The 23,395-nt window shown below is 63.3% G+C and carries 16 protein-coding genes and 2 tRNA genes; 7 read left to right on the top strand and 11 right to left on the bottom strand.

What is annotated here, in order from left to right:
• Positions 1-103: 103 nt before the first annotated feature.
• Together KEM60_RS13355 and ettA are read left to right on the top strand one after the other, a co-directional pair.
• On the top strand, positions 104-655 hold the full coding sequence (locus tag KEM60_RS13355; protein WP_219108056.1) for a single-stranded DNA-binding protein: 552 nt from the start codon (positions 104-106) through the stop codon (positions 653-655).
• Positions 656-757: 102 nt separating this feature from the next.
• A complete protein-coding gene (gene ettA, locus KEM60_RS13350; protein WP_219108055.1) occupies positions 758-2,440 on the top strand; it encodes an energy-dependent translational throttle protein EttA in 1,683 nt (560 codons plus the stop codon).
• 116 nt (positions 2,441-2,556) lie between these two features.
• Here ettA and KEM60_RS13345 read toward each other — a convergent pair whose 3' ends face one another.
• The 8 genes from KEM60_RS13345 to KEM60_RS13310 all read right to left on the bottom strand — a co-directional run bounded on the left by KEM60_RS13345 (position 2,557) and on the right by KEM60_RS13310 (position 12,738).
• Entirely contained in the window at positions 2,557-3,162 is a 606-nt protein-coding gene (locus tag KEM60_RS13345; RefSeq protein WP_219108054.1) for a TetR/AcrR family transcriptional regulator, read from the bottom strand.
• 82 nt (positions 3,163-3,244) lie between these two features.
• Positions 3,245-5,851: a YhgE/Pip domain-containing protein gene (locus KEM60_RS13340; protein ID WP_219108053.1), complete on the bottom strand. Its 2,607-nt coding sequence runs from the start codon at positions 5,849-5,851 to the stop codon at positions 3,245-3,247.
• Positions 5,852-5,942: 91 nt separating this feature from the next.
• Positions 5,943-6,767 (bottom strand): ATP-binding cassette domain-containing protein, encoded by an 825-nt coding sequence (locus KEM60_RS13335; protein WP_219108052.1) that lies wholly within the window; start codon positions 6,765-6,767, stop codon positions 5,943-5,945.
• A 176-nt stretch (positions 6,768-6,943) separates the two neighbouring features.
• Positions 6,944-7,912, bottom strand: a complete 969-nt coding sequence (locus tag KEM60_RS13330) for an acyl-CoA thioesterase II (RefSeq protein WP_219108051.1) — start codon at positions 7,910-7,912, stop codon at positions 6,944-6,946.
• A 72-nt stretch (positions 7,913-7,984) separates the two neighbouring features.
• A complete protein-coding gene (locus KEM60_RS13325) occupies positions 7,985-9,439 on the bottom strand; it encodes an MFS transporter (protein WP_219108050.1) in 1,455 nt (484 codons plus the stop codon).
• A 58-nt stretch (positions 9,440-9,497) separates the two neighbouring features.
• A complete protein-coding gene (locus KEM60_RS13320; protein WP_219108265.1) occupies positions 9,498-11,210 on the bottom strand; it encodes a glycoside hydrolase family 13 protein in 1,713 nt (570 codons plus the stop codon).
• A gap of 2 nt (positions 11,211-11,212) precedes the next feature.
• Positions 11,213-11,653 (bottom strand): globin, encoded by a 441-nt coding sequence (locus KEM60_RS13315; RefSeq protein WP_370626368.1) that lies wholly within the window; start codon positions 11,651-11,653, stop codon positions 11,213-11,215.
• Positions 11,650-12,738 carry a mechanosensitive ion channel family protein gene (locus tag KEM60_RS13310; protein ID WP_255574626.1) on the bottom strand — a complete coding sequence of 363 codons (1,089 nt, stop codon included), beginning with the start codon at positions 12,736-12,738 and terminating at the stop codon, positions 11,650-11,652. Before KEM60_RS13310 ends, KEM60_RS13315 begins: the two co-directional genes overlap by 4 nt.
• A 108-nt stretch (positions 12,739-12,846) precedes the next feature.
• Between KEM60_RS13310 and malQ the strand changes: the two genes are divergently transcribed.
• The gene (malQ, locus tag KEM60_RS13305) at positions 12,847-14,979 is read left to right on the top strand and encodes a 4-alpha-glucanotransferase (RefSeq protein ID WP_219108049.1); all 2,133 of its coding nucleotides are present in this window, start codon (positions 12,847-12,849) and stop codon (positions 14,977-14,979) included.
• A 34-nt stretch (positions 14,980-15,013) separates the two neighbouring features.
• Here malQ and KEM60_RS13300 read toward each other — a convergent pair whose 3' ends face one another.
• Positions 15,014-16,462 (bottom strand): MFS transporter, encoded by a 1,449-nt coding sequence (locus tag KEM60_RS13300; RefSeq protein WP_219108048.1) that lies wholly within the window; start codon positions 16,460-16,462, stop codon positions 15,014-15,016.
• Between the two features lie 132 nt (positions 16,463-16,594).
• Entirely contained in the window at positions 16,595-19,171 is a 2,577-nt protein-coding gene (gene pepN / locus KEM60_RS13295) for an aminopeptidase N (protein ID WP_219108047.1), read from the bottom strand.
• A gap of 97 nt (positions 19,172-19,268) precedes the next feature.
• Between pepN and KEM60_RS13290 the strand changes: the two genes are divergently transcribed.
• On the top strand, positions 19,269-19,874 hold the full coding sequence (locus KEM60_RS13290) for a DsbA family protein (RefSeq protein WP_255574625.1): 606 nt from the start codon (positions 19,269-19,271) through the stop codon (positions 19,872-19,874).
• Positions 19,875-20,247: 373 nt separating this feature from the next.
• The gene (locus KEM60_RS13285; protein ID WP_219108046.1) at positions 20,248-21,420 is read left to right on the top strand and encodes a PP2C family protein-serine/threonine phosphatase; all 1,173 of its coding nucleotides are present in this window, start codon (positions 20,248-20,250) and stop codon (positions 21,418-21,420) included.
• Positions 21,421-21,644: 224 nt separating this feature from the next.
• Here KEM60_RS13285 and KEM60_RS13280 read toward each other — a convergent pair.
• Positions 21,645-21,718 (bottom strand) — tRNA-Gly (locus tag KEM60_RS13280).
• A gap of 142 nt (positions 21,719-21,860) precedes the next feature.
• Here KEM60_RS13280 and KEM60_RS13275 point away from each other — a divergent pair.
• Positions 21,861-21,937, top strand: a tRNA-Pro gene (locus KEM60_RS13275).
• A gap of 179 nt (positions 21,938-22,116) precedes the next feature.
• Positions 22,117-23,235: a hypothetical protein gene (locus KEM60_RS13270; RefSeq protein ID WP_219108045.1), complete on the top strand. Its 1,119-nt coding sequence runs from the start codon at positions 22,117-22,119 to the stop codon at positions 23,233-23,235.
• Positions 23,236-23,395: the final 160 nt, after the last annotated feature.

Below are 23,395 nucleotides of genomic sequence, written 5' to 3'. Positions count from 1 at the left end.
CCGGTTCGGCGAGGGGTGGCCGCGCAGTCTGGGACGCGACGGGTCACCGTGACCCGCCGCCGGGTGCCCAGCTCCCGGCACTGGGAGAGGGAAGGTCCGGGAGATGAACGAAACTCAGGTCACTATGGTGGGCAATGCTGTCGAAGATCCGGTCAAGCGCACCACGCGGCACGGCGACGCCTATGTCACGGTGCGGATGGCTTCGACGGTACGCCGTAAGGACGCCGCCAGCGGACGGTACGTCGATGTGGGCACCAACTTCGTGACGGTCGTGGCTTTCCGTCAACTGGCCGTGAATATGGCCGAAAGCATCCGCAAAGGACAGCCGCTGGTGGTCACTGGCCGGTTGCGCGTCAACCAGTGGCGCACTGAGGACAAGAGCGGCACCAGCGTGGAGATCGATGCGACGTCGGTCGGTCACGACCTGTCCAAAGGAACGACTCAGTTCACCCGGGTCCGTCCGGGGCAGGATCACGGGTCATTCCCCTCGCAAGCACCAGCTGCCCACAGCGCTGAACCCTGGCAAGGCAGTCCAGTTGGCGCCGAAGATGACCGGTCCATGCCGATGGATGAGGACTACCTGGGTGGAGAGCCGGACGAGCCGTTCACCGAGGAGATGTACGCCGCGACGGAGGACGAACCGGTACGGGGCTGAATGACACCTGACGTCGGTGGTCCCGTCCGATGTAGGCGGGCACCGACGTCGATGTCGATGACGATTCGGGGGTGCTGCCTCCGGACCGATAGCCTGAGCAGCATGGCGGAGTTTATCTACACCATGACCAAGGCCCGCAAGGCTGTCGGGGACAAGCTGATCCTGGACGACGTGACGATGTCGTTCTTCCCCGGTGCCAAGATCGGTATGGTCGGCCCGAACGGTGCGGGCAAGTCGACGATCCTCAAAATTATGGCTGGGCTGGACCAGCCCAGTAACGGCGAGGCGCGGCTCAGTCCCGGATACTCCGTGGGGATCCTGTTGCAGGAGCCCCCGTTGAACGAGGAGAAAGATGTCCTCGGCAACGTCAAGGAGGGCATGGGGGAGATCCTCACCAAAGTCGAGCGTTACAACCAGATCTCGGTGGAGATGGGCGAACCAGACGCGGATTTCGACGCGCTCATGACGGAGATGGGCAAGCTCCAGGAAGAAATCGACCACGCCGACGCGTGGGACCTGGACTCCCAGCTCGAGCAAGCAATGGACGCATTGCAGTGCCCGCCGCCTGACGCCGATGTCACCGTGCTCTCCGGTGGAGAACGGCGCCGAGTGGCGCTGTGCAAACTGCTCCTCTCTAAACCTGATCTGCTCCTCCTCGACGAGCCCACCAACCACCTGGATGCAGAAAGCGTGCAGTGGTTGGAACAGCATCTCGCGGCCTACCACGGCGCGGTCATTGCGGTCACCCACGACCGGTATTTCCTGGATAACGTGGCTGGCTGGATTGCCGAGGTCGACCGGGGACGTCTCTTCCCGTACGAGGGCAACTATTCGACCTACCTGGAGAAGAAGCAGGAGCGACTGCAGATCCAGGGCAAGAAAGACGCCAAACTCGCGAAGCGACTCAAGAGCGAGCTGGAATGGGTGCGCTCCAACGCCAAGGGACGTCAGGCTAAGAGCAAAGCGCGTCTGGCCCGTTACGAGGAGATGGCTGCCGAAGCCGAACGCACCCGCAAGTTGGACTTCGAAGAGATTCAGATCCCACCAGGTCCGCGTCTGGGCTCTACGGTCATTGAGGTCAATAACCTGACGAAGGGGTTCGATGACCGGGTCCTCATCAAGGACCTGTCGTTTACGTTGCCGCGCAACGGTATCGTCGGCGTGATCGGACCCAACGGCGTCGGCAAGACCACACTATTTAAGACGATTGTGGGCTTGGAAGAGCCAGACTCCGGCTCAGTGCGAGTGGGGGAGACCGTCGATATCAGTTACGTCGACCAGACACGCGCTGGCCTTGACCCCGCGAAGACCCTGTGGGAAGTCGTTTCCGACGGTCTGGATTACATCCAGGTGGGAAAGGTCGAAATTCCGTCGCGGGCTTATGTCAGCCAATTCGGTTTCAAGGGCCCGGACCAGCAAAAACCAGCTGGGGTGCTTTCCGGCGGTGAACGTAACCGGCTGAATCTCGCGTTGACGTTGAAGCAAGGCGGCAACCTGTTGCTGCTCGACGAACCGACCAACGACCTGGACGTGGAAACCCTCGGTTCGTTGGAGAATGCACTGCTCGACTTCCCCGGGTGCGCTGTGGTGATCAGCCACGACCGGTGGTTCCTCGACCGGGTGGCCACGCACATCTTGGCGTATGAGGGCACTGACGACGAGCCGTGGAAGTGGTACTGGTACGAAGGCAACTTCGAGTCGTACGAGAAGAACAAAGTCGAACGGCTCGGGGTGGACGCGGCACGACCCCACCGCATCACCTACCGCAAACTGACCCGCGACTAATCCCGTCAGGCCTGCTCTGAGTAGCGGGTCCTAGGCATGACGGTGGCCGGTCACCTCTTCAAGGAGGTGACCGGCCACCGTCATGCCGAGATGTGCGGTCTGTTGTCAGATGAAGGTCACTGCGGACAGGTCAGATCAATTGCAGTGAGCGCCGCAGCCAGCACGTCCTTGTACGGAAGCTCCGGCCGGAACATCATCCACTCCAATCCCGCCATCAAAGTCGCCCCGACTATTGCCGCAGCTCGCACTGCCGCCGTATCGACCGTCATGGCGGGATCGTCGGCCATCAAGCCCGCAGCCAAGGGCGTCATCATCACTTCCCGCCAGGCCTGAGTCGTGGTGCGCCAGTCACGATCGGTCCGGAAGACCTCTGCCGCCATCAGCCGAGCTGCATTGGGGTTGCGCTGCATTTCCGCGAGGACCGCAGCGATCACAGCTTGACGAGCTGCGCGACCTGTCAGGCCCTCCATAGCGGAGTCGATGGAGGCTCTCAAGGTCGATACTGATTGCGCCATCAATGCCTCAACCAGGCCGGACTTGGAAGAGAAATTGTAATAAAGGCTTCCCTTGGCGATTCCGGCGTGCTCAGCGATGTCGTCCATGGAAGTCGCTGTCACACCCCGGAGGGCAAAGAGTTCCGTCGCCGCCCCCAAGATCAACAGCTTGGTGTCATGGCGGCGGGCGCTGCGCCCGTCCAGGCCTTTGGTCCTGGCCGCATTCATGCTGGTCCTCTCTGCACGGTGGGGATGCTTTACGACCGGTCCTGGTTGGTGAGGGGACGCAGCGTCCGCCGTCGTCGTCATCTCAGATGCTCAGTGCCGGGTGGAGCCGACCCATCGTCCAGATGCGTTTACGGGCCGAAGCAATGGATGTGACGATCAAAGACACTACGAAGACCGATCCCATAAATAGGGTAGCCGTCCAGAAACGGTCGCCGAGACCACCAGTGATCGCTTCCCGCAGCCCGCTGACGAGGTAACTCATCGGGAGATAAGGGTTGATCGTGCGGAGGAACTCCGGAGTGGTCTCAATCGGGTAGGTACCACCTGAAGACGCCAACTGGACCATCAACATCGCGATAGCAATGACCTTGCCTACCGCGCTGCCAAAAGCAACCTGGAAGGCCTGCTGCAATGCCATGAAGGCGAAGGCGCACAGCATGGTGAAGGCGATAGTTGCCGTCATGTTCTTCGGCTCGAGACCGATGGCGAAGTGCATGACTGCAAGCATGATGAACACCTGGCCGACAGCCAGGAGCAAGGCAGAGTTCAACGCACCCCAAGCCATCCGGAAGCCGTTGACGGAGGTCATCAGCGCGCGAGTCTGCAGCGGACGTAGCAGCAGCCAGGTAATCAATGCGCCAACCCAGAGGGCGATGCCAATGAAGAAGGGGGAGAAGCCCTCACCCCAGCTGGACGCGCGGTGGATGTCTTCGGTGCTCATGCTCACCGGGTTGTTGATCGCAGCGGCGCGAGCGCGGCGAGTGTCGTCCTGATCTGAGGGGATCTGATTCTTTCCGTCGGCGAGTTTCGAAGCCAGTTCGCCCGAACCATCTTTGGCCTTGCCAACCCCGGACTTCAGCTCGGGGGTCTTCCCTGCGAGCAATGCCGTGCCCTGACGGAGCTTGTCGGCCCCGGCAGCGGCTTGCTGCGCTCCGGAATCCAGTTGTCCCAATGCGTCAACCAGAGCGGGGACCTTCTGCGAGGCAGAGTTCACACCGGCGTGCAACTGGTGGGCGCCCTGGTCGAGCTGGGTGACGCCACCTGCGACGGTAGAGACACCGCCGGAGATCTTCTGGGCCCCGCCAGCTAGCTGCCCGTTGGCTTGGCTGAGGGCTTTGCCGCCTGCGACCAGTCCCTTTGTCGGGTCGGGGTTGTTCATGCCTTCATCGAGGCTGGCCAGACCGTTGATCAGACCTTGGATACCGCTCATGTCGTTGGTTGACCCAGCCAGTTGGTGCAATGCGGGAGCCAAGCCAGGGGAGGCGGGGTTGGTGCTGGTGAGGCCGTTGTTGAGGGCGTGGGCCCCACCGACGAGTCCTTGCAGTCCTTCTGGTCCTGCCAACGCGGTCAGGCCGGCGTTCAGAGATGGTTTTCCGGAGGTGGAGTAAATGCCCTCACTGACCGCGGTGGCTCCGGCGCTGAGTTGGCCGGTACCAGCGGTGAGTTTTTGCATAGCCTCTTGGAGTTTGGCGAGCGCAGCCTGACGGTGTAAGGGAAGCGGGCTGCTGAGTGCGGCGTGCAGTTTGCCGCCGGGCGCGAGTTCGGTGTTCAGCTCGGCCATCTTCTGGGAGAGTTCGCTCGCTCCTGAGCTCACTTTGGTGGCACCGGTGTACAACTCACCCTGCGGACCGGTAGCCCCGGCGAGTTTTTGGGCGCCAGCAGCGGCTTTGTCGGCTCCTGCTGCCAGGGTGGTGCTACCGGCGGCGAGTTTTTGGGCGCCAGCGTCGAGCTTCTTGGTGGCGTCGCCCAGTTGTGAGAGCTTGGCGGAACCTTCGTGCATTTTTTTGGCGCCGTCGCCAGCTTTGCTGAGTCCTTCGACGTACTGCGCTTGTTTCTGGCTGAGGAGGGTGGCTTTGTCGGCTAGTTCCTTGCTGCCGTCGGCGAGTTTGGGCATCCCGGCGTTGAGGGTGTCGAGGCCTTTGACGAGCTGACCAGTTCCGCCGCTCAGCTGGTTGATTTGGCCGGGGAGCGGCTTGACCTTGCCGTCGACGGTTTTTAGACCGTCCGAGATCTTGCCATTGGCTTCGGCGAGTTTGGCTGCGCCATCACGTAGCTGCCCGCTGGAGACGTTGAGCTTGTCTGTGCCCTGTTCGATTTTGCCGAGGGCCTCGTTGAGTCGGAACGCGCCATCGGAGGCGTTTCCCATGCCGTCTCGGGTTTTGCCTAGTCCCACGAGGACCTTGTCGACGGCTTCGGTGCCGCTGACTTCGTTGATGGCTTCCTTGATCTGAGTCATCGCGGAGCGACCCAGGGTGCTGGCCAGGAAGGAGTTGGTGTCGTCATAGGTGACGTCAAGGTGCGCGGTGCGCGGCTTATCGCTCTTCAGCGAGGCAATGTCACTGGAGTACGTCGAGGGGATGCGAACTGCGAAGTAGTACTTCCCGGAGTCGATGCCGTCGCGTGCTTCGTTCTGGCTGGTCTGGTGCCATTGGAAGGGTTTGCGTTCCAGCAGAGTGTTGGTGGTTTTCTCGCCTGCGGCGAGGCGTTCACCGTCGACGGTGGTGGGGACGTCGTCGTTGATCAGCGCGACAGGGAGACGGTCCATGCTGGATGTCGGGTCCCAGAAGGCCCAGACGTACATGGCGCCGTACAACAAAGGAATGAGCAGCATCACGGCGACGGCGGCGCGGGTGATGGGTTGACGGGCGAAGCGTTTCAGCTCGGTCCCGTGCGAGGTCCAGGCGAACATGGGGATCCTTCGACGGCAAGGTAAACGGGTCGACGGCATGACGCAGCAGCCGTCGAGCGGGCAGCGGTGGCCTCCTTGGCCTCGGCAGCGATTAGTGGCGGCGTCCGCGCAAGGTGGCGACGTCGTGGTCGGGAAGCTCGATATGTCCGGGCCGAATGGTCCAGGGCACACGGTCGAGCTCGCCGGCGCCTGCGCAGGTGGTGACGATGGTGAGGCCTTCGGCGGCCAGTTCTTCCAGTCGGTGCCACACCAGGTCACGTTCGGCGGTGTCGCGCAGCTGGTCGATGTCGTCGATCACGATGAGATCGGGGTTGCTGAGCAGCGCGAGGGCTACTCGCAGCAGCAGGTTGGATGCTTCAGGCAGTTCGTGGACGACTTGTCGCGCAGCGGGGGTGGGGAGATCACCGAACGCGGGGCGACAGATGTCGGCCACCGTGTGGTCGTCGGGGGTGCGGATGAGCTTCCACCAGGGTGCGAGCCAGGCTTGGCGTTCTCGGACGCAGGCACTGACGCTGACTTCTTCGTCGAGGTCGTCCAGTCCGGCGATGCCCATCGCTGAGGTGCGGTGTTGCACGGAGATGGCTCGAAGAGGGAGTGGCCGTCCGAGGACGGTCAGCTCGCTGCCGGACGAGGGGCGCATCCGACCGACCAGGGTGAGCAGCAGAGAGGTTTTCCCGGTGCCGCTGTGTCCGGTGACAACGGTGAGGGTGCCCGGTGCGATGTCCAGGTCGATGGGCGCCAGGACGGTGCCACGACGGCCGGTGAGATGGAGGCCGCGGGCCCGGATGGCGAGTTCACCCGAGGCGGGGTCTTGGGTGAAAAGCCGCAGGTGGCTTGGTCGGTGCTGGTGTGGCAGTTCGGTGGGAACTGTCGGCGTGTCGTCCGCTGGTGGGATGAGGTCACGCACAGAAGGCATGAGAGGGCCTTTCGACGAAAGCGACCTTGGAGGTCGCCGTTGACACCGAAAGTCTATGACTGAACTGACCGGTCAGTTCAGATAGTTTGTCGACAAGTTGTCAATACCTGGAGTGTTACACCCGAAACCGCTACTGTTCCAATGGATTTGGTGGAATGTCACTGTTCTGTCGCGACTTAATAACCTTTCAGTCGCAGCATCCCCTCTTGGGCCACCGACGCCACCATCACGCCATCCCGGCTGAACATCCGCCCAGCACCGAGCGCTCTACCGCCGCTGGCAGACGCGCTCTCCTCGGCGTACAGAATCCACTCGTCCGCTCGCACCGGCCGGTGAAACCACATGGCGTGATCCAGGCTCGCGGCCCGCAGTCGCTCGTCTGCCCACGACAACCCATGGCGGCGCAGCGCACCTTCCAAGATGGTGTAGTCCGAGGCATACGCCAGTACCGCAGCATGAATCAGCGGATCGTCTGGCAATGACCCGATGGCCCGCATCCAGACATGCTGGACATCATGGTGATGCTGCTGCGGAGCCACATACATTGCACCTTCGCAGTGCCGGACATCGATCGGGCGGCGGACCGTCCATTCCTTGGCCAAACTGTCCGGGACCTCCGCCAATAACTCGGCCGTGTCCGCCAAATCCTCCGGCATCGGCACCGGAGGCATCGGTGACTGATGATCGATACCGCCAGCGTGCGTTTGGAACGACAGGATGACTGACAGGATCGGCTGGCCGTACTGCACGGCATGGACCCGACGTGCCGAGAAAGACGCCCCATCCCGCAATCGCTCCACTTCGAAGCGCAACGGCTGTGTCGCATCACCCGGCCGCAAGAAATATCCGTGCAACGAATGCACTAGTCGGGGCGGGCCCTCCACGTCGGCGACAGTCCGGCCAGCCGCTACCAAAGCCTGCGCCACCACCTGTCCGCCAAACACCCGGCCATGCGGCATCGGTTGGCTGCGCCCTACAAAGGTGTCAGCGACATCCACCGGAATCCCCGTGCTGCCCTGGGCAGCGGCCCCGGCTGAAACTGGGTCTACTGCCGTAGCTGGAACGACGTTCAAGACGGTCAGCAAATCGCACAGTGGGTCGTACTCAGGATCATTCGGCGTCAGATATTGCTCATGGAAGCTCACCTGGCCACCCTACGCAGCCGGTCCCGATCCAGAACGGATCGGGGGTGAGCGGTCCGTTCCTACCGGCCGTGATCAGTCCTTCACCACCGATGCTGGTCCGATTCGCCAGGCCGCTGGCAGGGTTGCTAACGCCATCACCACGGTGACCGACCACACCGCGATGAACGCTTCGGTGACCGGGTGATGGGCGCTCAGCGCCGCCGCATAGCCGACCGTCGCCATCGCCACCCCCGTCACGCTGCCCAGCACGTCAGCCACCTGCAGCGACGCAGATGCAGACGCATGTTCTTGAGGTGGGGCCAGCGCCAACGCCACGACTGACGTCGATGTCACTCCCATCCCCATCGCCACACCGATCCCGGTTAAGGCCACGGCTACCACCCACGGCGGCCCCGCCAACACATCAGCCACCCACAACCCCACAGCGCTCACTGATAACACCACCGAGCCCATCCTGATGAGATCAGCACCGCGCCCCACAAAAACAGCTCGTCCCTGGATAAAAGACCCCGCTGCCCATCCCAGTGACGCCAGCGCCACGATCGACCCCGACATGACCAGCGACAAGCCGTGGTTCTCGACCAGCATCAACGCGACAAACGCTATTGCCGCATTGAAACTCGCCATATACGTGAACCGGGCCACCATCACGCTCGGCTCACCGCTGCGCAGCCGAAACGTACCCGGCGGCATCAACGGAGGCACGCACCAGGCCAGCAAGATCATCCCCAGCACAGCTGCTATCGGCCCCATCCCTGGCGGTAGACCGTGGATCGTCGTACCCGCTTGGAAAATCAATGCGCCGCACGCCATCCCCAGCCCGTGACGCACCGTTCGCGCCGCCGACCCCGTGCCAGGTCCGCTGTCCACGCCGGACGTCACCACTTCTGGCGTCGCAGCGCAAGTCGCCCCGCGCGCCAACAACGGACCAGCCCGGCGCAAGCCCACCGCTGCCGGAACGCCCATGGCCGGGATCAGCAGGAAAACCGATCGCCATCCCCACCCCGAAGTCAACGCTGCCGCCACCAACGGACCCACGATGGAGGGCACCACCCAGGCGGCTGCCACCCACCCAAACACTTGTGGTTGCAACGGAGCGGGATACGCCGATCCGATGACCACATACAACGAGACGAACGCCAACCCGCCGCCGAGTCCGGCCACCAATCGACCAGCCAGGAACACCAAGAACGACGGCGCCACCCCAGCGACTACCGAACCTGCTGCAAACACACCCAGCCCAGTCCACAACGTCGGCATCGGCCCACGGGCACCTGCCCACACGCCAGCTACGACGATCCCAGCCAACTGGCCGGTGAACATTAATGAGAACGACAACCCATACGACGGGCCCGCCGCCAGCGACAGCGCCACCGCGGGCATCGCGGTCGTCACCGCCATCGTCTCGAACGCGATGATGGTCACCAGACCCAGCAGCGAGGCCGTAACAGTGGCAAGGCCCGGCGAGAACGCGGAGTGCGCGTCGGTCACAGATGTAGCGGACATCTCAGGGTCGGTCGTGCTCATCGACATTCACCAGTGGTCATGTCACCCAACGTAACTCTGGCAGTAGTGCCCCGAACGTTCAGTCCGGCAAGGACATCCACACCGTCGTATCCGCTGGCAGATATCCGTCGTCACAGGGCCCGCTGGAAACCACCACGCGACCCGGCGGCAAGGGCACCGGGCTCTGCCCCAGGTTGGCCACGACGCGCATTGTGCCCTCCAGCCCGGCACGGAACATCAGCACCTCAGCGGGGCTCTCTTCCCAGACCAGCTGACCGCGACCCACACGGTGCTCCCGCCGTAACTGCAACAACGTGCGATACATCTCGTACGTCGACCCGGCTACTCCCCGCTGCTGATCCACGGCGAGCGCGCCATATGTCGGTGGTTGCGGCAGCCAGGTACGTCCGGTGTCATTGAAGCCGTACGCCGGTGACGCCGCTTCCCAGGGCATCGGCACGCGGCATCCGTCACGTCCTGCCTCGGTGAAGCCAGATCGAGGCCAGGTGGGATCTTGTCGTGCACTATCGGCAAGAGTGCTGTGCTCCGGCAGGCCAAGTTCTTCGCCCTGGTAGAGGTATGCTGAGCCAGGGAGTGCCAGCAGCAATGCGGTGGCGGCCCGCGCCCGCTGCAACCCGAGGTCTGCGTCTGGCTGAGGGTCATGGGCACCGATTCCGACTGGTCCCCGGCCGTCTTGACGGGCGGTGGGTAGCCCCAGGCGGCTGGCGTGCCGGACCACGTCATGGTTGGACAGCACCCACGTTGTCGGTGCGTTGACGGACGCGCACCATCGCAGCGACTGCTCAATCACCTGCCGTTGGTCGGTGGCATTCCAGGCTGCTTGCAGATAAGAAAAATTGAACGCCTGGTGCATTTCGTCCGGGCGGACATAAGCGGCGAGCCGCTCCGGAGGATCCACCCACGCTTCAGCGCACAGGATGGGTTCGGTCGCTGACGGTCTTTCCCTGTGATGCTGGGTGAGAATTTGCCGCCACGACCGGTAGATGTCGTGCACTCCGTCTTGATCCCACATCGGAGGCCGGGGACGCTCAGCGACCGGTGGCGCTGCTGCTGCTCCCTCTGCATCGACCTGGAGCATTTTTTGCTCCCGACCCCAGTCGGGCAGGCCAGGTGCTTTGACCAGGCCGTGCGCGACGTCAACGCGGAACCCGTCGACACCGCGATCCAGCCAGAAGCGCAGGATGTCCTCAAACTCGCTGCGCACCTGCGGGTGGGTCCAGTCCAGGTCGGGTTGGCTGCTGTCAAACAAGTGCAGATACCACTGTCCCGCGACTGAGGCAGCGGCGTCGCCAGGCGTCACCTGCGTCCAGGCTGGGCCACCGAATACTGACATCCAGTCGTTCGGGGGCAGGTCACCGGTGGGGCCTGATCCCGGGCGAAACAGGTAGCGGGCTCGCGCGTCGCTGCCAGGAGGGGAAGCGAGTGCCTCCTGAAACCAGGGGTGGTCGCTGCTGGTGTGATTCGGAACAAGGTCCACCATCACTTTCAGTCCCAGGTCATGGGCGCGCTCGAGAAGAGCGTCCGCTGCAGCCACGTCCCCAAACAACGGGTCGACATTGCGGTAGTCGGCCACGTCGTATCCGGCATCCCGTTGTGGCGAGACATAGAACGGTGATAGCCACAGGGCGTCCACCCCCAGCTCCACCAAATGAGGGAGCCGGGCCGTGATCCCCGGCAGGTCACCGACCCCATCGCCGTTGCCATCAGCCCAGCTGCGCGGATAGATCTGATAGATGACGGCGTCGCGCCACCAGGGGTGCTCCTCGACCATGTTCACAGCTGCTCCATCCGATTAACCAGGGAAAACGCTGCCCTGGTGAGGTAATCCCGCAACACCTGTTCCGCGTCGGGATCAATGTCGAGGGTGTCGACCGCGGCCATCATGTGATGTAGCCAGCGGTCACGGGCCTGGGGAGTGACCGCAAACGGGAGGTGGCGGCGGCGCAGCTGCGGGTGCCCTCGGCGCTCGCCGTACGTCGTTGGTCCGCCCCAATACTGCGCGAGAAACCACTCGAGGCGCTGCCGAGCCGGTTCCAAGTCGTCTTCTGGATACATGGGGCGGAGCAGCGGGTCGTCAGCGACGCCCCGATAGAACTCCCGGGTGAGCTGCTCGAACGTCGCAGCGCCGCCCATCAGCTGATACGGCGTCGCTGTCGGCGCCGGTGCGGGATGACCGGACGAGGCAGCCTCGGATCTGTCCGGGGGGCAGGTCATGCATGTCCTCCAAGGTAGGGCCCGATGACGACCGGGCCTCGAATGCCGGCCGCGACGCAGGCGGTCAGACCACGCTCCCGGATCTCCCGCTGCGCACCCCAATGTTCGTTGGGGGCGCACCGTGCCAGGATGCGGATGCTCATCGTGCCACCCGAGACTGATTCCACCCCCATCACCTTCGGTCGCTCCATCAGCACGTCTTCCCATTCCGGATCCCCGTCGAGGCCTTTCATCGCTTCAGCGAGGACGGTGATGACTCGTTCGGGAGATTCGTCGTAGGCCACGGGAATGTCGACGATCGCTGTGGACCACCCCTGAGATTTGTTGGCCACGCGGGTGATCTCTCCGTTGCGGATATACCAAATGACTCCTTGGACATCTCGCAACCGAGTGACCCGCAATGTGACCTCCTCGACAGTCCCTGAAGCGACACCGGCGTCGATGAAATCCCCCACGCCGTACTGGTCCTCAGCGAGCATGAAGATGCCGCTGAGGAAGTCTTTCACCAAACTCTGAGCGCCAAAACCTAGGGCGACACCACCCACTCCCGCCGATGCCAGCAGCGGCGCCATATTGAGGCCGAGCTGCTCACCAATCATCAGGATTGCGATGGTGAGGATGACGATCGTGGCGATGCTGCGCAACACCGACCCAAGGGTCTCCACGCGTTGCCGTTGCCGTTCCGGGTTGATGAAGCGCCCCTCAGCAGGGCGAGCCGTCGGACGTGAGTGCCACCGGGGCGTACTGTCATTCCCCTCGGCCACCTCCCCTGGTGGGGATCCTTCGTGGCGGGCGGGAAGGGCCGGAGATGTGACGACTGTCTCAGGGACCGGAGGAGCTGTCCGTTCACCGCGTGAACGACGAAGACGACCCCCCGAAGTCGCGCCGTCATCATCGGCGCGCCGCCCCCGGACCAGGGAAGACACCAGTTGGTTGATGGTGCGATGCACAATCCATCGCAGCATCACCGACCCGATGACGATGCCGACAATCGGTAGACCTTTGTCCACTAACCAGGTCGTGACGTTGTCCCAGCCCAGGTCTGGGAGCGATGCTGGAGCAGCGGCGAGTCGGAGCAACACCATGACGACATTGTCCCCGCTCGAGATCTGAGCGGTCGTGCCGGGACTGTCGACCGGCATGGTCTGAGCCCCGCCATTAGGATCGGGGCGAACTGCGACGAAAGGCCTACTGTGACCAGCGCGCTCCCTGACGAAATCCCCTCGGTCCCGTTGGCCGACCTGGCCCGCGCCTCCGGCGTAGCGACTGAATACTGGGACTGGCAAGGCCGACATGTGGTCGTTGGAGCTGACACCATCCGGACCGTCTTGGCAGCCCTTGGTATCGACGCGGCTACCCCCGAGCAGATCGATGCCGCCCTGAACGACCATGAACTCGCACCCTGGCGCCAGCGGCTTCCCCACACCACCCTCACCCGACAGGGCCAACCCGCCCATGTCCCCGTGCACGTCCCCCACGGCAGCCCCGTCGAGGTATGGATCGAACTCGAAGACCGCGCAGGACGTCGAGAAGTCCGCCAACTCGAACACAACGTCCCCCCACGCCAGGTCGACGATCTGCTGATCGGTGAAGCCCTCTTCGAGATCCCCGCTGACTTCCCCCTAGGCTGGCACACCCTGTGCGCCCAGGTCCCAGGTGACCCTCTGGCCAGCGCCCCACTCATCGTCGTCCCCACCGCGCTGACCCTTCCACCGGCTGTCGCCGCTCGGGGCGCCGCTGGCCTGATGACGCAGCTCTACGCCCTGCGATCCACCCAGTCCTGGGGCGTCGGTGACCTCGCCGACCTAGCTGACCTGTCCGTCTGGGCCGCCCGTGATCTGAACTTCGACTTCACCCTCGTCAACCCGCTGCATGCCGCCGAACCCGTCGCGCCTATGGAGCCCTCGCCGTACCTGCCGACCTCCCGGCGTTTCGTCAACCCTGTCTACCTGCGCGTCGAAGACATTCCCGAAGTCGCCACCCTGCCGCCTGAGGTGCGGGCCCGCGTCGAAAGCCTCGCTGAGCAAGCCCGCGCCCTGAACCTCCGTGACACCATCGATCGTGACACCGCCTGGCAGCTCAAACGCGCTGCCCTCCGCCTCATCCACGATGCGCCCCGGCCAGTACGACGACAGCTGTCCTTCGACGCCTTCTGCGAACGTGAAGGCCAAGGACTTGACGACTTCGCCACCTGGTGCGCACTCGCCGATGCGCACGGCACCACCGATTGGCCCCGCGAGCTGCAGCATGTCGACGACCCCGCCGTCACTGCAGAACGTGCTCGACTCGCGCCGGAGATCACCTTCCACCGTTGGCTGCAATGGGTCCTTGACGACCAACTCGCCCAGGTCCACCGGCTGGCCCGCGCCGCAGGCATGACCATCGGAGTGATGAACGATTTGGCTGTCGGCGTCCACCCCGAAGGTGCAGATGCCTGGGGCCTCGGTGATGCGCTCGCCCGCGGCGTGACCGTCGGGGCGCCTCCGGACCCGTACAACCAGCTCGGTCAGGATTGGAGTCAACCGCCATGGCGCCCGGACCGACTCGCTGAACTTGGATATGCGCCCTACCGAGACATGGTGCGCGCTGCGTTGCGTCATGCTGGAGCGTTGCGCATCGACCACGTCATCGGGTTGTTCCGGCTGTGGTGGGTGCCGCAGGGGAGTGACCCGCGGCATGGGACATATGTGCGGTTTGATCATGAAGCTCTGGTCGGAATCCTCGTGTTGGAAGCTCACCGGGCTGGCGCAGTCGTGGTGGGGGAGGACCTCGGCACGGTTGAACCGTGGGTGCGTGAATACCTCAAGGAGCGAGGCGTGCTGGGCACATCGATCTTGTGGTTTGAACGCGACGAGCAGGGGCAGCCGCTGCCCCCGGAGGCGTATCGACGTCTCTGTCTAGCGTCGGTGACGACCCATGACCTGCCCCCCACAGCTGGCTACTTGACGGGGGAGCATATGGACGTGCGGGAACGTCTTGGATTGTTCACTCGGCCGGTGGAGGTGGAACGGGCTGAGGATGACGCTGATCGAGAGCGCATGCTCGACGCGTTACGGTCCCGAGGTCTGTTGGGTGATGACGAGAGCCTGCCCAAGGTCGTCGAGGCCCTGCATCGATACGTGTCGTGGAGTCCAGCATTGCTGGTGGGGGTGAGTGTGTCCGATCTCGTGGGAGACCGGCGCACCATCAATCAGCCTGGCACTGATGAGGAATACCCCAACTGGCGGGTGCCTCTGGCTGGGCCGGATCGGCAGCCGTTGCTGCTAGAGCATGTGTTGGCCGATCCTGCGGTACGCCGACTCCCCACTGCGGTTCAGCGCGGGTAAGCGCTGAACCGCAGCGGGGAGCTGATGACACAGCTCAGTGCGCTGAGCCTTGCCAGTGCTCGTCCACAGTGGAATGAGGCTGGACCTTGACCGGGATCAGGACCAGAAGTCCCACGAGGAGCACTACGACAATCCCAAGGATCCCCCAGTACTGAGTACTGGGGGCATCCGGGGTGATCTTGCGTCCCAGCACGATCGCCCAGGTGAAAGCGGCCGGCGCCATGAAGCTCAGCGCCCGCCCGGTCGTGGCGTACAGACCGAAAATCTCCCCTTCCCGGCCATGCGGGATGAGGCGGGTCAGCAGGGTCCGGGATGAAGACTGTGCTGGTCCGACGAAGATGCACAAGATCAAGCCCAGAACCCAGAACACCACCGGGCCGCCGTCGTGAAGAATGAACACGCCAACTCCGGCGCAGATCATGCAGATGAGTGAGCCGATGATGACGCGTTTCGGCCCGATCTTGTCGTCGAGGACACCCATCGCAAAGGTCGCGACCCCGGCGACGAGATTCGCGGCGATAGCGAAGATCACCACAGCGTCCGGGGCAAAACCGAAAGTGCCAGCGGCAATAGCACCGCCGAAGGCAAACACGCCGACCAGCCCATCACGGAAGATCGCGGAGGCCACCAAGAAATACAGAGTGTGGGGGCTTTCCTGAGCCAGGGAGCGCAGTGTCCGCCAGAGCGCTGCATAGGACCCGAGGATGGATTCCTTGGCTTTGCCCAGTGGGCGGTGCGAGGCGATGGCGTCGGCTGCAGGAAGCAGGGTCTGCTCAGCAGTGGACACCGTGATCATCTCCACCGGGGAGACCACAGTCCGCCGGGGCCAGGGGCCACGGCCCAAGACGATGAGCACCGGCACCATCCCGACCAGGTACCACAGGGCGGTCAAGAGCATCGAAGCTCGGATCGACAGGCCATCCGTGGCGGAGACGCCGAAGAGTCCGACCTCAGGCTGGATGAACGCAAACAAGATGATCAACAGCAGCGCGATGCTTCCTAGATAACCGGAGCCCCAGGCGAACGCTGAGATTTTCCCGACCGTCTCGGGGGTAGACACCCGTTTGAGCAGTGCGTTGTAGTTGACGCCGGCGAACTCAGAGAACACCGTGGCCACCGCCAGCACGATGATCCCTGGCCACAAATACTGTGGTTCGGGACGGATGAACCACAACGAGAGAATCAACACCAACACGACAGTGCTGTTGACCCCCAACCAGAAAACCGGCCGACCACGGCGGTCGGCGCGATGTCCCAGCACCGGCGCAAGCAACGCGACGCATAACGCCGCGATGCTCAGTCCCGTCCCGAGAGCTTCGTTGTTGGCATCCTTCGGACCGAAGGCCGGACTGACCAAATAGACCGAGAAGACGAAGGTGATGACGACCGAGTTGAACGCGGTCGTGCCCAGGTCATGCCAGATCCAGGCCACCGCCTCTCGGGTGAACAGACGAGAAGGGGGCTCCGTAGGGGCGGTGCTCATGGACGAACCGTATCTGTGAGGTTATGTGGCGATATGCCAGTCATGCTCGCAGGTACGGACCAGTAGGTCCATGCGGGTCCACTGCGAGCAGGTGCCGGGCGACGAGGCTGGCTCTCGCCGCCCGGCCAGTCCTCAACGAGCAGAGCGGGCGTCACATTCTTGGGCGCGCACAGCGCGGGTGACGGCGTCTCGGTTTTCAGCGATCAGGCGGCGTAACCCGTCCGGGGCGTCGCGATGCTCGTCCAACCAACGCTCAGTAGCCGTCGCCACCTGCGGCGATGCCAGGCGCAGGGGGTAAGCGCCGACAACGATGTCCTCACCGATCGCATATGTCCGTTGATCCCATAGCTCTCGGATTTCGCCGTGATAACGCTCCACGAATGGCGTCAGCAGACTCTCGTCGTGCACCGCTGCCCAGCCAGCCAGAACGGCGCTGACGGTCTGATTGGGCAGACTCGAATCGCTGAACACCAGGTCCCAGGCGGCGGTCTTCGCTGCAGCGGTCGGGATAGCGGCTCGGGCTCGGGCGGCGCGCTCCCGACCGGTGGCCGTGGGGTCGCGCCGCTCTTCCTCCGCGATGTCTTCCTCGCTGGCTCGACCACCCATCACCAGCGCGGTGAGCAGGGTCCACCGCATTTCGGTGTCCACAGCCAAACCCGCCAATGGGGCACTGCCGTCGTAAATCCCCTGCACCCAGTCGAGTTGATCGCTGCAATGCGCCCAACCGGCAGCGGAGGTCACCAACTGCAATTGGGCGTCAGTGCCCGGCTCAGCCTGTTGCGCGAAAGCCATCAGACGGCTCGCCGCATCCGCGCGCAACTGCGGACGTGCCTGCGGGTCGACGTACGTCGAGATCGTGGTTCCGAGCTGACCCAAGGTCATCGCCAACAATGTCGAATCCCGTTCGGTCGGCAAAACCTGCCAGAGCATCTGCACGAACTCGCGTCCGGGCAGCTCAGCGTCGCGGGTCATATCCCAGGCAGCGCCGCGCAAGATCGCCCGAGGAAGGGCAGGGGCACGTCCCGCGTGAGTCAGCAAGCAGTCCACTGACCGTCGGTCCAGTCGTACCTTGGCATAGGTCAGGTCGTCATCATTGAGCAACAGCAGATCCGGCATGACTGTCCCAGCCAGTTCGGGAATCTCGGTGCGTTCCCCGACGATGTCAGTCTCAATGCGATGGCGTCGGATCATCGTGCCGTCCGCGACGTCGTACACCCCGATGGCGAGACGGTGCGGGCGCATCGTCGGATACTCCGATGGAGCTTCCTGAAGGACCGCAGCAGAACGGATCACGTCACCGTCGAGGTCTAGTTCGGTGCGCAGCGTGTTAGGTCCGGCTGTCTGCAACCATGCCTGCGTCCACGCAGCCAGATCACGGCCAGACGTGGTCTCCAAATGCCGCAGCAAGTCCGCGAGGGTCGTATTGCCGTAGGCGAACTCACGGAAGTAGCTGCGCAAGCCCTCCACAAAAGGTTCCCGTCCGACGTACGCGACGAGTTGTTTCAACGCCGAAGCGCCCTTGGCGTAGGTAATACCGTCGAAATTGACCTCGACGTCGTGGAGATGCCGGATATCCGCCGCGACCGGGTGAGTTGAGGACAGTTGGTCCTGGCGCAATGCCCACGACTTGCCGGAGGTGGCGAAGGTCGCCCAGGCGTCATTCCAGCGGGTCGCCTCAGCTTGGCAGGTCATCGACGCCCACTCAGCGAAGGACTCGTTCAGCCATAGGTCGTCCCACCAGCGCATCGTCACCAAATTGCCGAACCACATGTGAGCGAGTTCGTGCAGGATGGTCAGGGCTCGCCGCTCCACAATGGCGTCGGTGACCTTCGCCCGGAACACATACATCTCGTTGTAGGTGACAGCACCGACATTCTCCATCGCCCCAGCGTTGTATTCCGGGGTGAAGATCTGGTCATACTTCTCAAATGGATACGGCAGATCGAACAGATCGGCATAGAACGCGAAACCGCGTTTGGTGATGTCCAACACCTCGTCCGCATCAAGATACGGCGTCAGCGACTTGCGACAGAACAACCCCAACGGCACCTGTCGATCGCCAGCGGCTACCGAATCCCGCACCACGTCGTACGGGCCAGCGATCAGTGCAGTCACATAACTCGACAGCCGGGGGGTCGGAGCGAACTCCCACCGGGCCACAGGGATCGTGCCCAGCTGCGGGACCTCGCGCTCGCCCACAGCGGTGGGGGTGGGCGTCGTCTGGGTGGAAATGACCTGCCAGTGTGCCGGGGCCGTAATGGTGAAGGCAAAAGTCGCCTTCAGATCTGGCTGTTCAAAGACAGGAAACATCCGGCGGCTATCCGCTGTCTCGAACTGGGTATACAGATAGACCTGGTCATCGACCGGGTCAACAAAACGGTGCAGCCCCTCACCGGTGTGCATATAACGCCCGGTGGCGTGCACCTCCAGGGTGTTCTCTTCGGCCAGATCGGTGAGAACGATCCGGTGATCGTCGTACACCTGAGCCGGGTCGAGATCAGTGCCGTTGAGGCAGATCGACTCGACGGATTCACCGACGAAGTCCAGGAACGTCTCTGCGCCCGGGCGACGGCAGCTGAAATGGATGACGCTGCTCGTCGGGAAGCTCTGAGCGCTGGTCGTCAGGTCGATGGAGACCTCATAGGAGGTCACCGTCAGCAGTTCCGCGCGCTCAGCGGCCTCGAGACGGGTCAGATTCATTCCGGGCACGAAGTACTCCCTTGTCGGTCACGGTATTCCGGTACCGGGACATCCTTGCACCGCCCCGCGTCGTGTCATGGTCCGGTTCGATGGGAGAGTGAGCCACATGACACAGAGTGTGCGGATGTGGTTCGACCCGGCGTGCCCGTGGGCGTGGATGACCTCGCGGTGGCTCGACGAGGTGGAGCAGGTGCGAGATGTGCAGGTCGACTGGCGCGTGATGAGTCTGTCGGTCCTCAACGAGGGCCGGGACCTGCCAGAGGATTACCTGGCGCTGATGGACCGATCGTGGGGGCCGGTACGGGTGATCGTTGCAGCTGCTCGGGATCATGGCCGTCAGGTCATCAAACCGTTGTACGACGCGATGGGGACGGCGATCCACCTGGATGAAATAGACGACCGCAATGTGGTGATCCGCCGGGCTCTGGCTGAAGTAGGGCTCCCGGCGGAGCTGGCTCGGTACGCCGAGGACAACGACGTGGATGAAACGTTGCGAGCGGAGCATGCTGAGGCCATGGAGTTGGTGGGGTCCGATGTGGGAACCCCAGTGGTGGCGGTGGGTGATGTCGCTTTCTTTGGGCCGGTGGTCTCTCCAGCGCCGCGAGGTGAGGACGCTGGACGGTTGTGGGATGGATGCCTCCTGGTGGCGGGCACGCCGGGCTTCTTCGAGCTCAAGCGAACTCGGACAGTCGGGCCGATCCTGGACCGGTGAGGGTGTCGTCGTCAGGGCGGTGAGGGCGCGGCCTGTGCCCAAGGTGTCTTCCCTGGGCACAGGCCATGCCGGGTGTCAGTGGTGCGCTGGGGATGTGGTGGGTAGGGCGGGGTATGAGTGTCATCGCGGGAAGTGCGCGCACCACTGGGATAGGTGGGCCGACATATGGCTCAGGTGAGGTCTGTCATCCCGATTCTGTTCGACATGTGGGCATTTTTCTGAAATTGGACGACTGACCTGGGAAAACTGGACAGATGACCGATAAGGGAACGACGTGGATCGATTGATCAAAACGATCGACTAAGATTCTCGTAATTGATGACAGTGGTAGGCGGGATTCTTGATGTCGTACTACTGTCCCCCCATGGGATCAATGTCGATCAGCTCCGTCGAGGGCGGCGCTCGCCCTCTGACCCTGCGGGTCGACCTGCCCCCAGGGCCCGCTCCGATCACCCTAGAACGCAAGGCAGTCCGTCGCAGGTTCGCGCGTTTTTGGTCTGCCGTGCGCAGCCATGTCGAGACGCGGGAACGCCTTACCGCCACCGTTCTGTTCCTGGGAATAGTCGCTACGTCGATCGGGATCATCGCCTGCCCTGTCGAGGTGCCATGGATGGCTTTCATGCCCCTGGTCGTCCTCAGTGGGGCACTGCATTCTCCCCGTTGGCATGCGGGAATTCTTGGTGCCACATTCGCGGCGGTCATGATCACTGCGGCAGTGATTGGCAATATCAAAACCGACGGTCCAGGCACCATCGCGGCCTTGATCGCAGTCGGGGCCACCACGTTGTGGCGCAGCATGTCCCGCGCCCGAGTTGGCGTCCAAGGCAGTCGCGGCGACAGCATGTTGGCGTATCTACGGAGCCGGCTCGTCAAGCGAAGCCATATCCCGGACCTTCCCGCACCGTGGCATGGTCAAGCCTGTGTGGAGTCTGCGTATGCGCAGCCCTTCTCTGGTGATTTTGTCGTGACCCGGCGCACCCATGACGGCCATCTCCTGGAGTCTGTCCTGGTTGATGTCTCCGGGAAAGGCCTGGATGCTGGCACTCGCTCCCTGCTGCTATCCGGGGCCTTCGATGCTCTCCTCGGCTCGCTGCCGCCGGAAGAGTTTCTCAGTGCGGCGAACGACTATGTCATCCGTCAGTCCTGGTCAGAAGGTTTCGCCACCGCCATCTACCTCTGTGTGGACCTGCAAACCGGGGAATTTGCCATTAGCAGTGCAGGCCATCCGCCGGCGCTGCTGCATCGAGCAGCCGGGCAGCGCTGGGCTGCCATCGATGGCGGTTGCGGCCCAGTGCTAGGCCTCCTGCCGGGGATGCACTACCCCAGCGTGCGCGGTCGCCTCCAGCGTGGCGACGCCATCATGCTCTACACCGATGGGCTCGTCGAAGACCGCGGTAACGGCGTTGATGAGGGCATCACGACGTTGATCGGCGCTCTGGACGATGCGGCCGGGCATGATTTGGCCCGGGTCACCCAGCGGCTCTGTCGGGATGCCCCTACCGGTCGCTCTGACGACCGGGGTGCCGTCATGGTGTGGTCGCGCTGACCGCGATGCGGTCGGCGCGGTGGCGACCCCGGCACCCCACTAAATAGGCACGGCTCAGAACTCAGCAACCACATATGAGATGTGCGGGGGGAAGGCGTGAACCTGTCACCAGGAGTGGGGAAGTACCGTCTCTCCATCCTGGATGCCCTGCGACGAAGGCCTGAGGATCAGAAATAAGGGGCCAGTTGAGATCATGCAGAGATAGCTGACCTGGTGAGACGTAGTGGAGCGGGTGACGAGAATCGAACTCGCGTAGCCAGTTTGGAAGACTGGGGCTCTACCATTGAGCTACACCCGCACGTGTCGGCGTACCGACCGCGGATGCAGTCTAACCCGATCCGAAGGGGTGCTGCGGACAGCGTCCCCATTCTGGGAGGCTCACCGGAAGAGTGCGTCGTCACTGCGTTCTGTCCGGTATTGTGGTGCCTCGGTCTCAACCACGGGCTGTGGCGCAGCTTGGTAGCGCGCGTGCTTTGGGAGCACGATGTCGCAGGTTCAAATCCTGTCAGCCCGACCAGATGACCCAGCTGTGGCCCTGTCTCCCTCCCTGGAGACAGGGCCACAGCTGTAGGTGGAGTCATTCACAGCTACCGCCCTGTGAACGTCCCGGCATTGCCGAATGAACCCTCAACAGAGACCATTTCATTGAGGGTGGGGGCCCTCGACATGGTTCTGCTCGCCTGGGAGGGGTATCTGATGAAGCGGACAATCACATCCATCGCCTGGGGCATGGCGTTAGCGCTCGGGGCGCTGCCGGGACCGGCCGCAACGGCACAACCGGAAGCCGTCCCCGGGCCAAAGCCAGCAAAGCAATCCGCCCAGTACCAACTGACCAGCATCAACACGGGCACGTTGACACGCTGCTCTGCCGCCGACATCAGCGACAGTGGATTTGTGATCGGCAACTGCGCCGAAGGTCCGTTCCGCTTCTATCGCGGGCGGGCCACCCCGCTGGAACGACCAGCCGACCTGCCTGCCTCAGCCATCCCGGTGGTGAACAAGATCAACCGCGCTGGCGAGGCGATTGGAACCGTCACCTTCCCTGACGGTGACCCCAGTTACTACTGGCACGAATGGACGATGCGTTGGGGGCCTGGCAAGCCTCCGCAGAAGATCAACGACGTCGAGCTGTGGAACCACTGGTGGGATGTCATTGGCGTTGGCGACGACGGCTCGGTCATTACCCTGGAGAAGTGGACTGCCGGGATGATCACTCACCGCTGGTATGACGGAAAATGGGGCGATCGGCGGTCATCGGTCTGGACGTATGTCCGCCCCCGCGGAGTCCTCGAGGATGGTTCAGAGATTGGCATGCTCGACAGCCCAGGAGCTCAGCCTCCGGAGGGATCGCATTTTCCTGCGGCGTACTGGTGGCCGCAGAACGTCGCTGAGCCGCAGCAGCTGCCGTCTTTGAATTCGACAAAACCTGCCTCCTACAGTCTCGAGGTAGCTGAGCACGCCACGAGGGATGGCTCGTGGATCGTGGGACGCTCCGTCGGAACAATGGTCCGGTGGAACTCGGCTCGTCAGGTTGAGGCCATCCCCGGGGCCACGTTCGACGACTTCTTAATCGGGGTGGACGGTGGTGGCCGGGTGGTGGGCGGGAGCGCGATCCCAGGTTCGGAACGTTATGGATATTTCCTCTGGGCCGACGGAGGGCGGACTCAACTCGATGACATTGTCGCTGGGATACCTCAGGGGTGGCGGATCAGCGGTATTGCTGGGATCAACAGCCGTGGAGATATCGCGGCGACGATCGCCACAGGCAGCACAGAGAAACCCGTGTTACGACCGGTGGTGTTGCATCGGATCTGACCCGCTTCCGCTGCGGGAACTGACAGGCGTCGGGAGCCAGGGGAGGGATGTGCAGTCCGGTCAATTACGGTGCTGCAGTGCCTTCCTGGCCCGGCTCCTCGGCAGGGCCGGGGGGTGAGTGTCGCCGTCGGTGGGATCTAACCGATAGCATGGCCGGAAG

The organism is Austwickia sp. TVS 96-490-7B, assembly GCF_019331795.1.
GTDB lineage: Bacteria > Actinomycetota > Actinomycetes > Actinomycetales > Dermatophilaceae > Austwickia.
Note: the sequence above shows the minus strand (reverse complement) of the source record. Positions and strands in the feature narration are given on the sequence as shown.

Bases quoted from the DNA above. Each gene is read 5' to 3' on its own strand.
- KEM60_RS13355 (WP_219108056.1), top strand. From the start codon at position 104: ATGAACGAAACTCAGGTCACTATGGTGGGCAATGCTGTCGAAGATCCG.
- ettA (WP_219108055.1), top strand. From the start codon at position 758: ATGGCGGAGTTTATCTACACCATGACCAAGGCCCGCAAGGCTGTCGGG.
- KEM60_RS13345 (WP_219108054.1), bottom strand. From the start codon at position 3,162: ATGAATGCGGCCAGGACCAAAGGCCTGGACGGGCGCAGCGCCCGCCGC.
- KEM60_RS13340 (WP_219108053.1), bottom strand. From the start codon at position 5,851: ATGTTCGCCTGGACCTCGCACGGGACCGAGCTGAAACGCTTCGCCCGT.
- KEM60_RS13335 (WP_219108052.1), bottom strand. From the start codon at position 6,767: ATGCCTTCTGTGCGTGACCTCATCCCACCAGCGGACGACACGCCGACA.
- KEM60_RS13325 (WP_219108050.1), bottom strand. From the start codon at position 9,439: ATGAGCACGACCGACCCTGAGATGTCCGCTACATCTGTGACCGACGCG.
- KEM60_RS13320 (WP_219108265.1), bottom strand. From the start codon at position 11,210: ATGGTCGAGGAGCACCCCTGGTGGCGCGACGCCGTCATCTATCAGATC.
- KEM60_RS13315 (WP_370626368.1), bottom strand. From the start codon at position 11,653: ATGACCTGCCCCCCGGACAGATCCGAGGCTGCCTCGTCCGGTCATCCC.
- KEM60_RS13310 (WP_255574626.1), bottom strand. From the start codon at position 12,738: ATGGTGTTGCTCCGACTCGCCGCTGCTCCAGCATCGCTCCCAGACCTG.
- KEM60_RS13300 (WP_219108048.1), bottom strand. From the start codon at position 16,462: ATGAGCACCGCCCCTACGGAGCCCCCTTCTCGTCTGTTCACCCGAGAG.
- KEM60_RS13290 (WP_255574625.1), top strand. From the start codon at position 19,269: ATGACACAGAGTGTGCGGATGTGGTTCGACCCGGCGTGCCCGTGGGCG.
- KEM60_RS13285 (WP_219108046.1), top strand. From the start codon at position 20,248: ATGTCGATCAGCTCCGTCGAGGGCGGCGCTCGCCCTCTGACCCTGCGG.
- KEM60_RS13270 (WP_219108045.1), top strand. From the start codon at position 22,117: ATGAAGCGGACAATCACATCCATCGCCTGGGGCATGGCGTTAGCGCTC.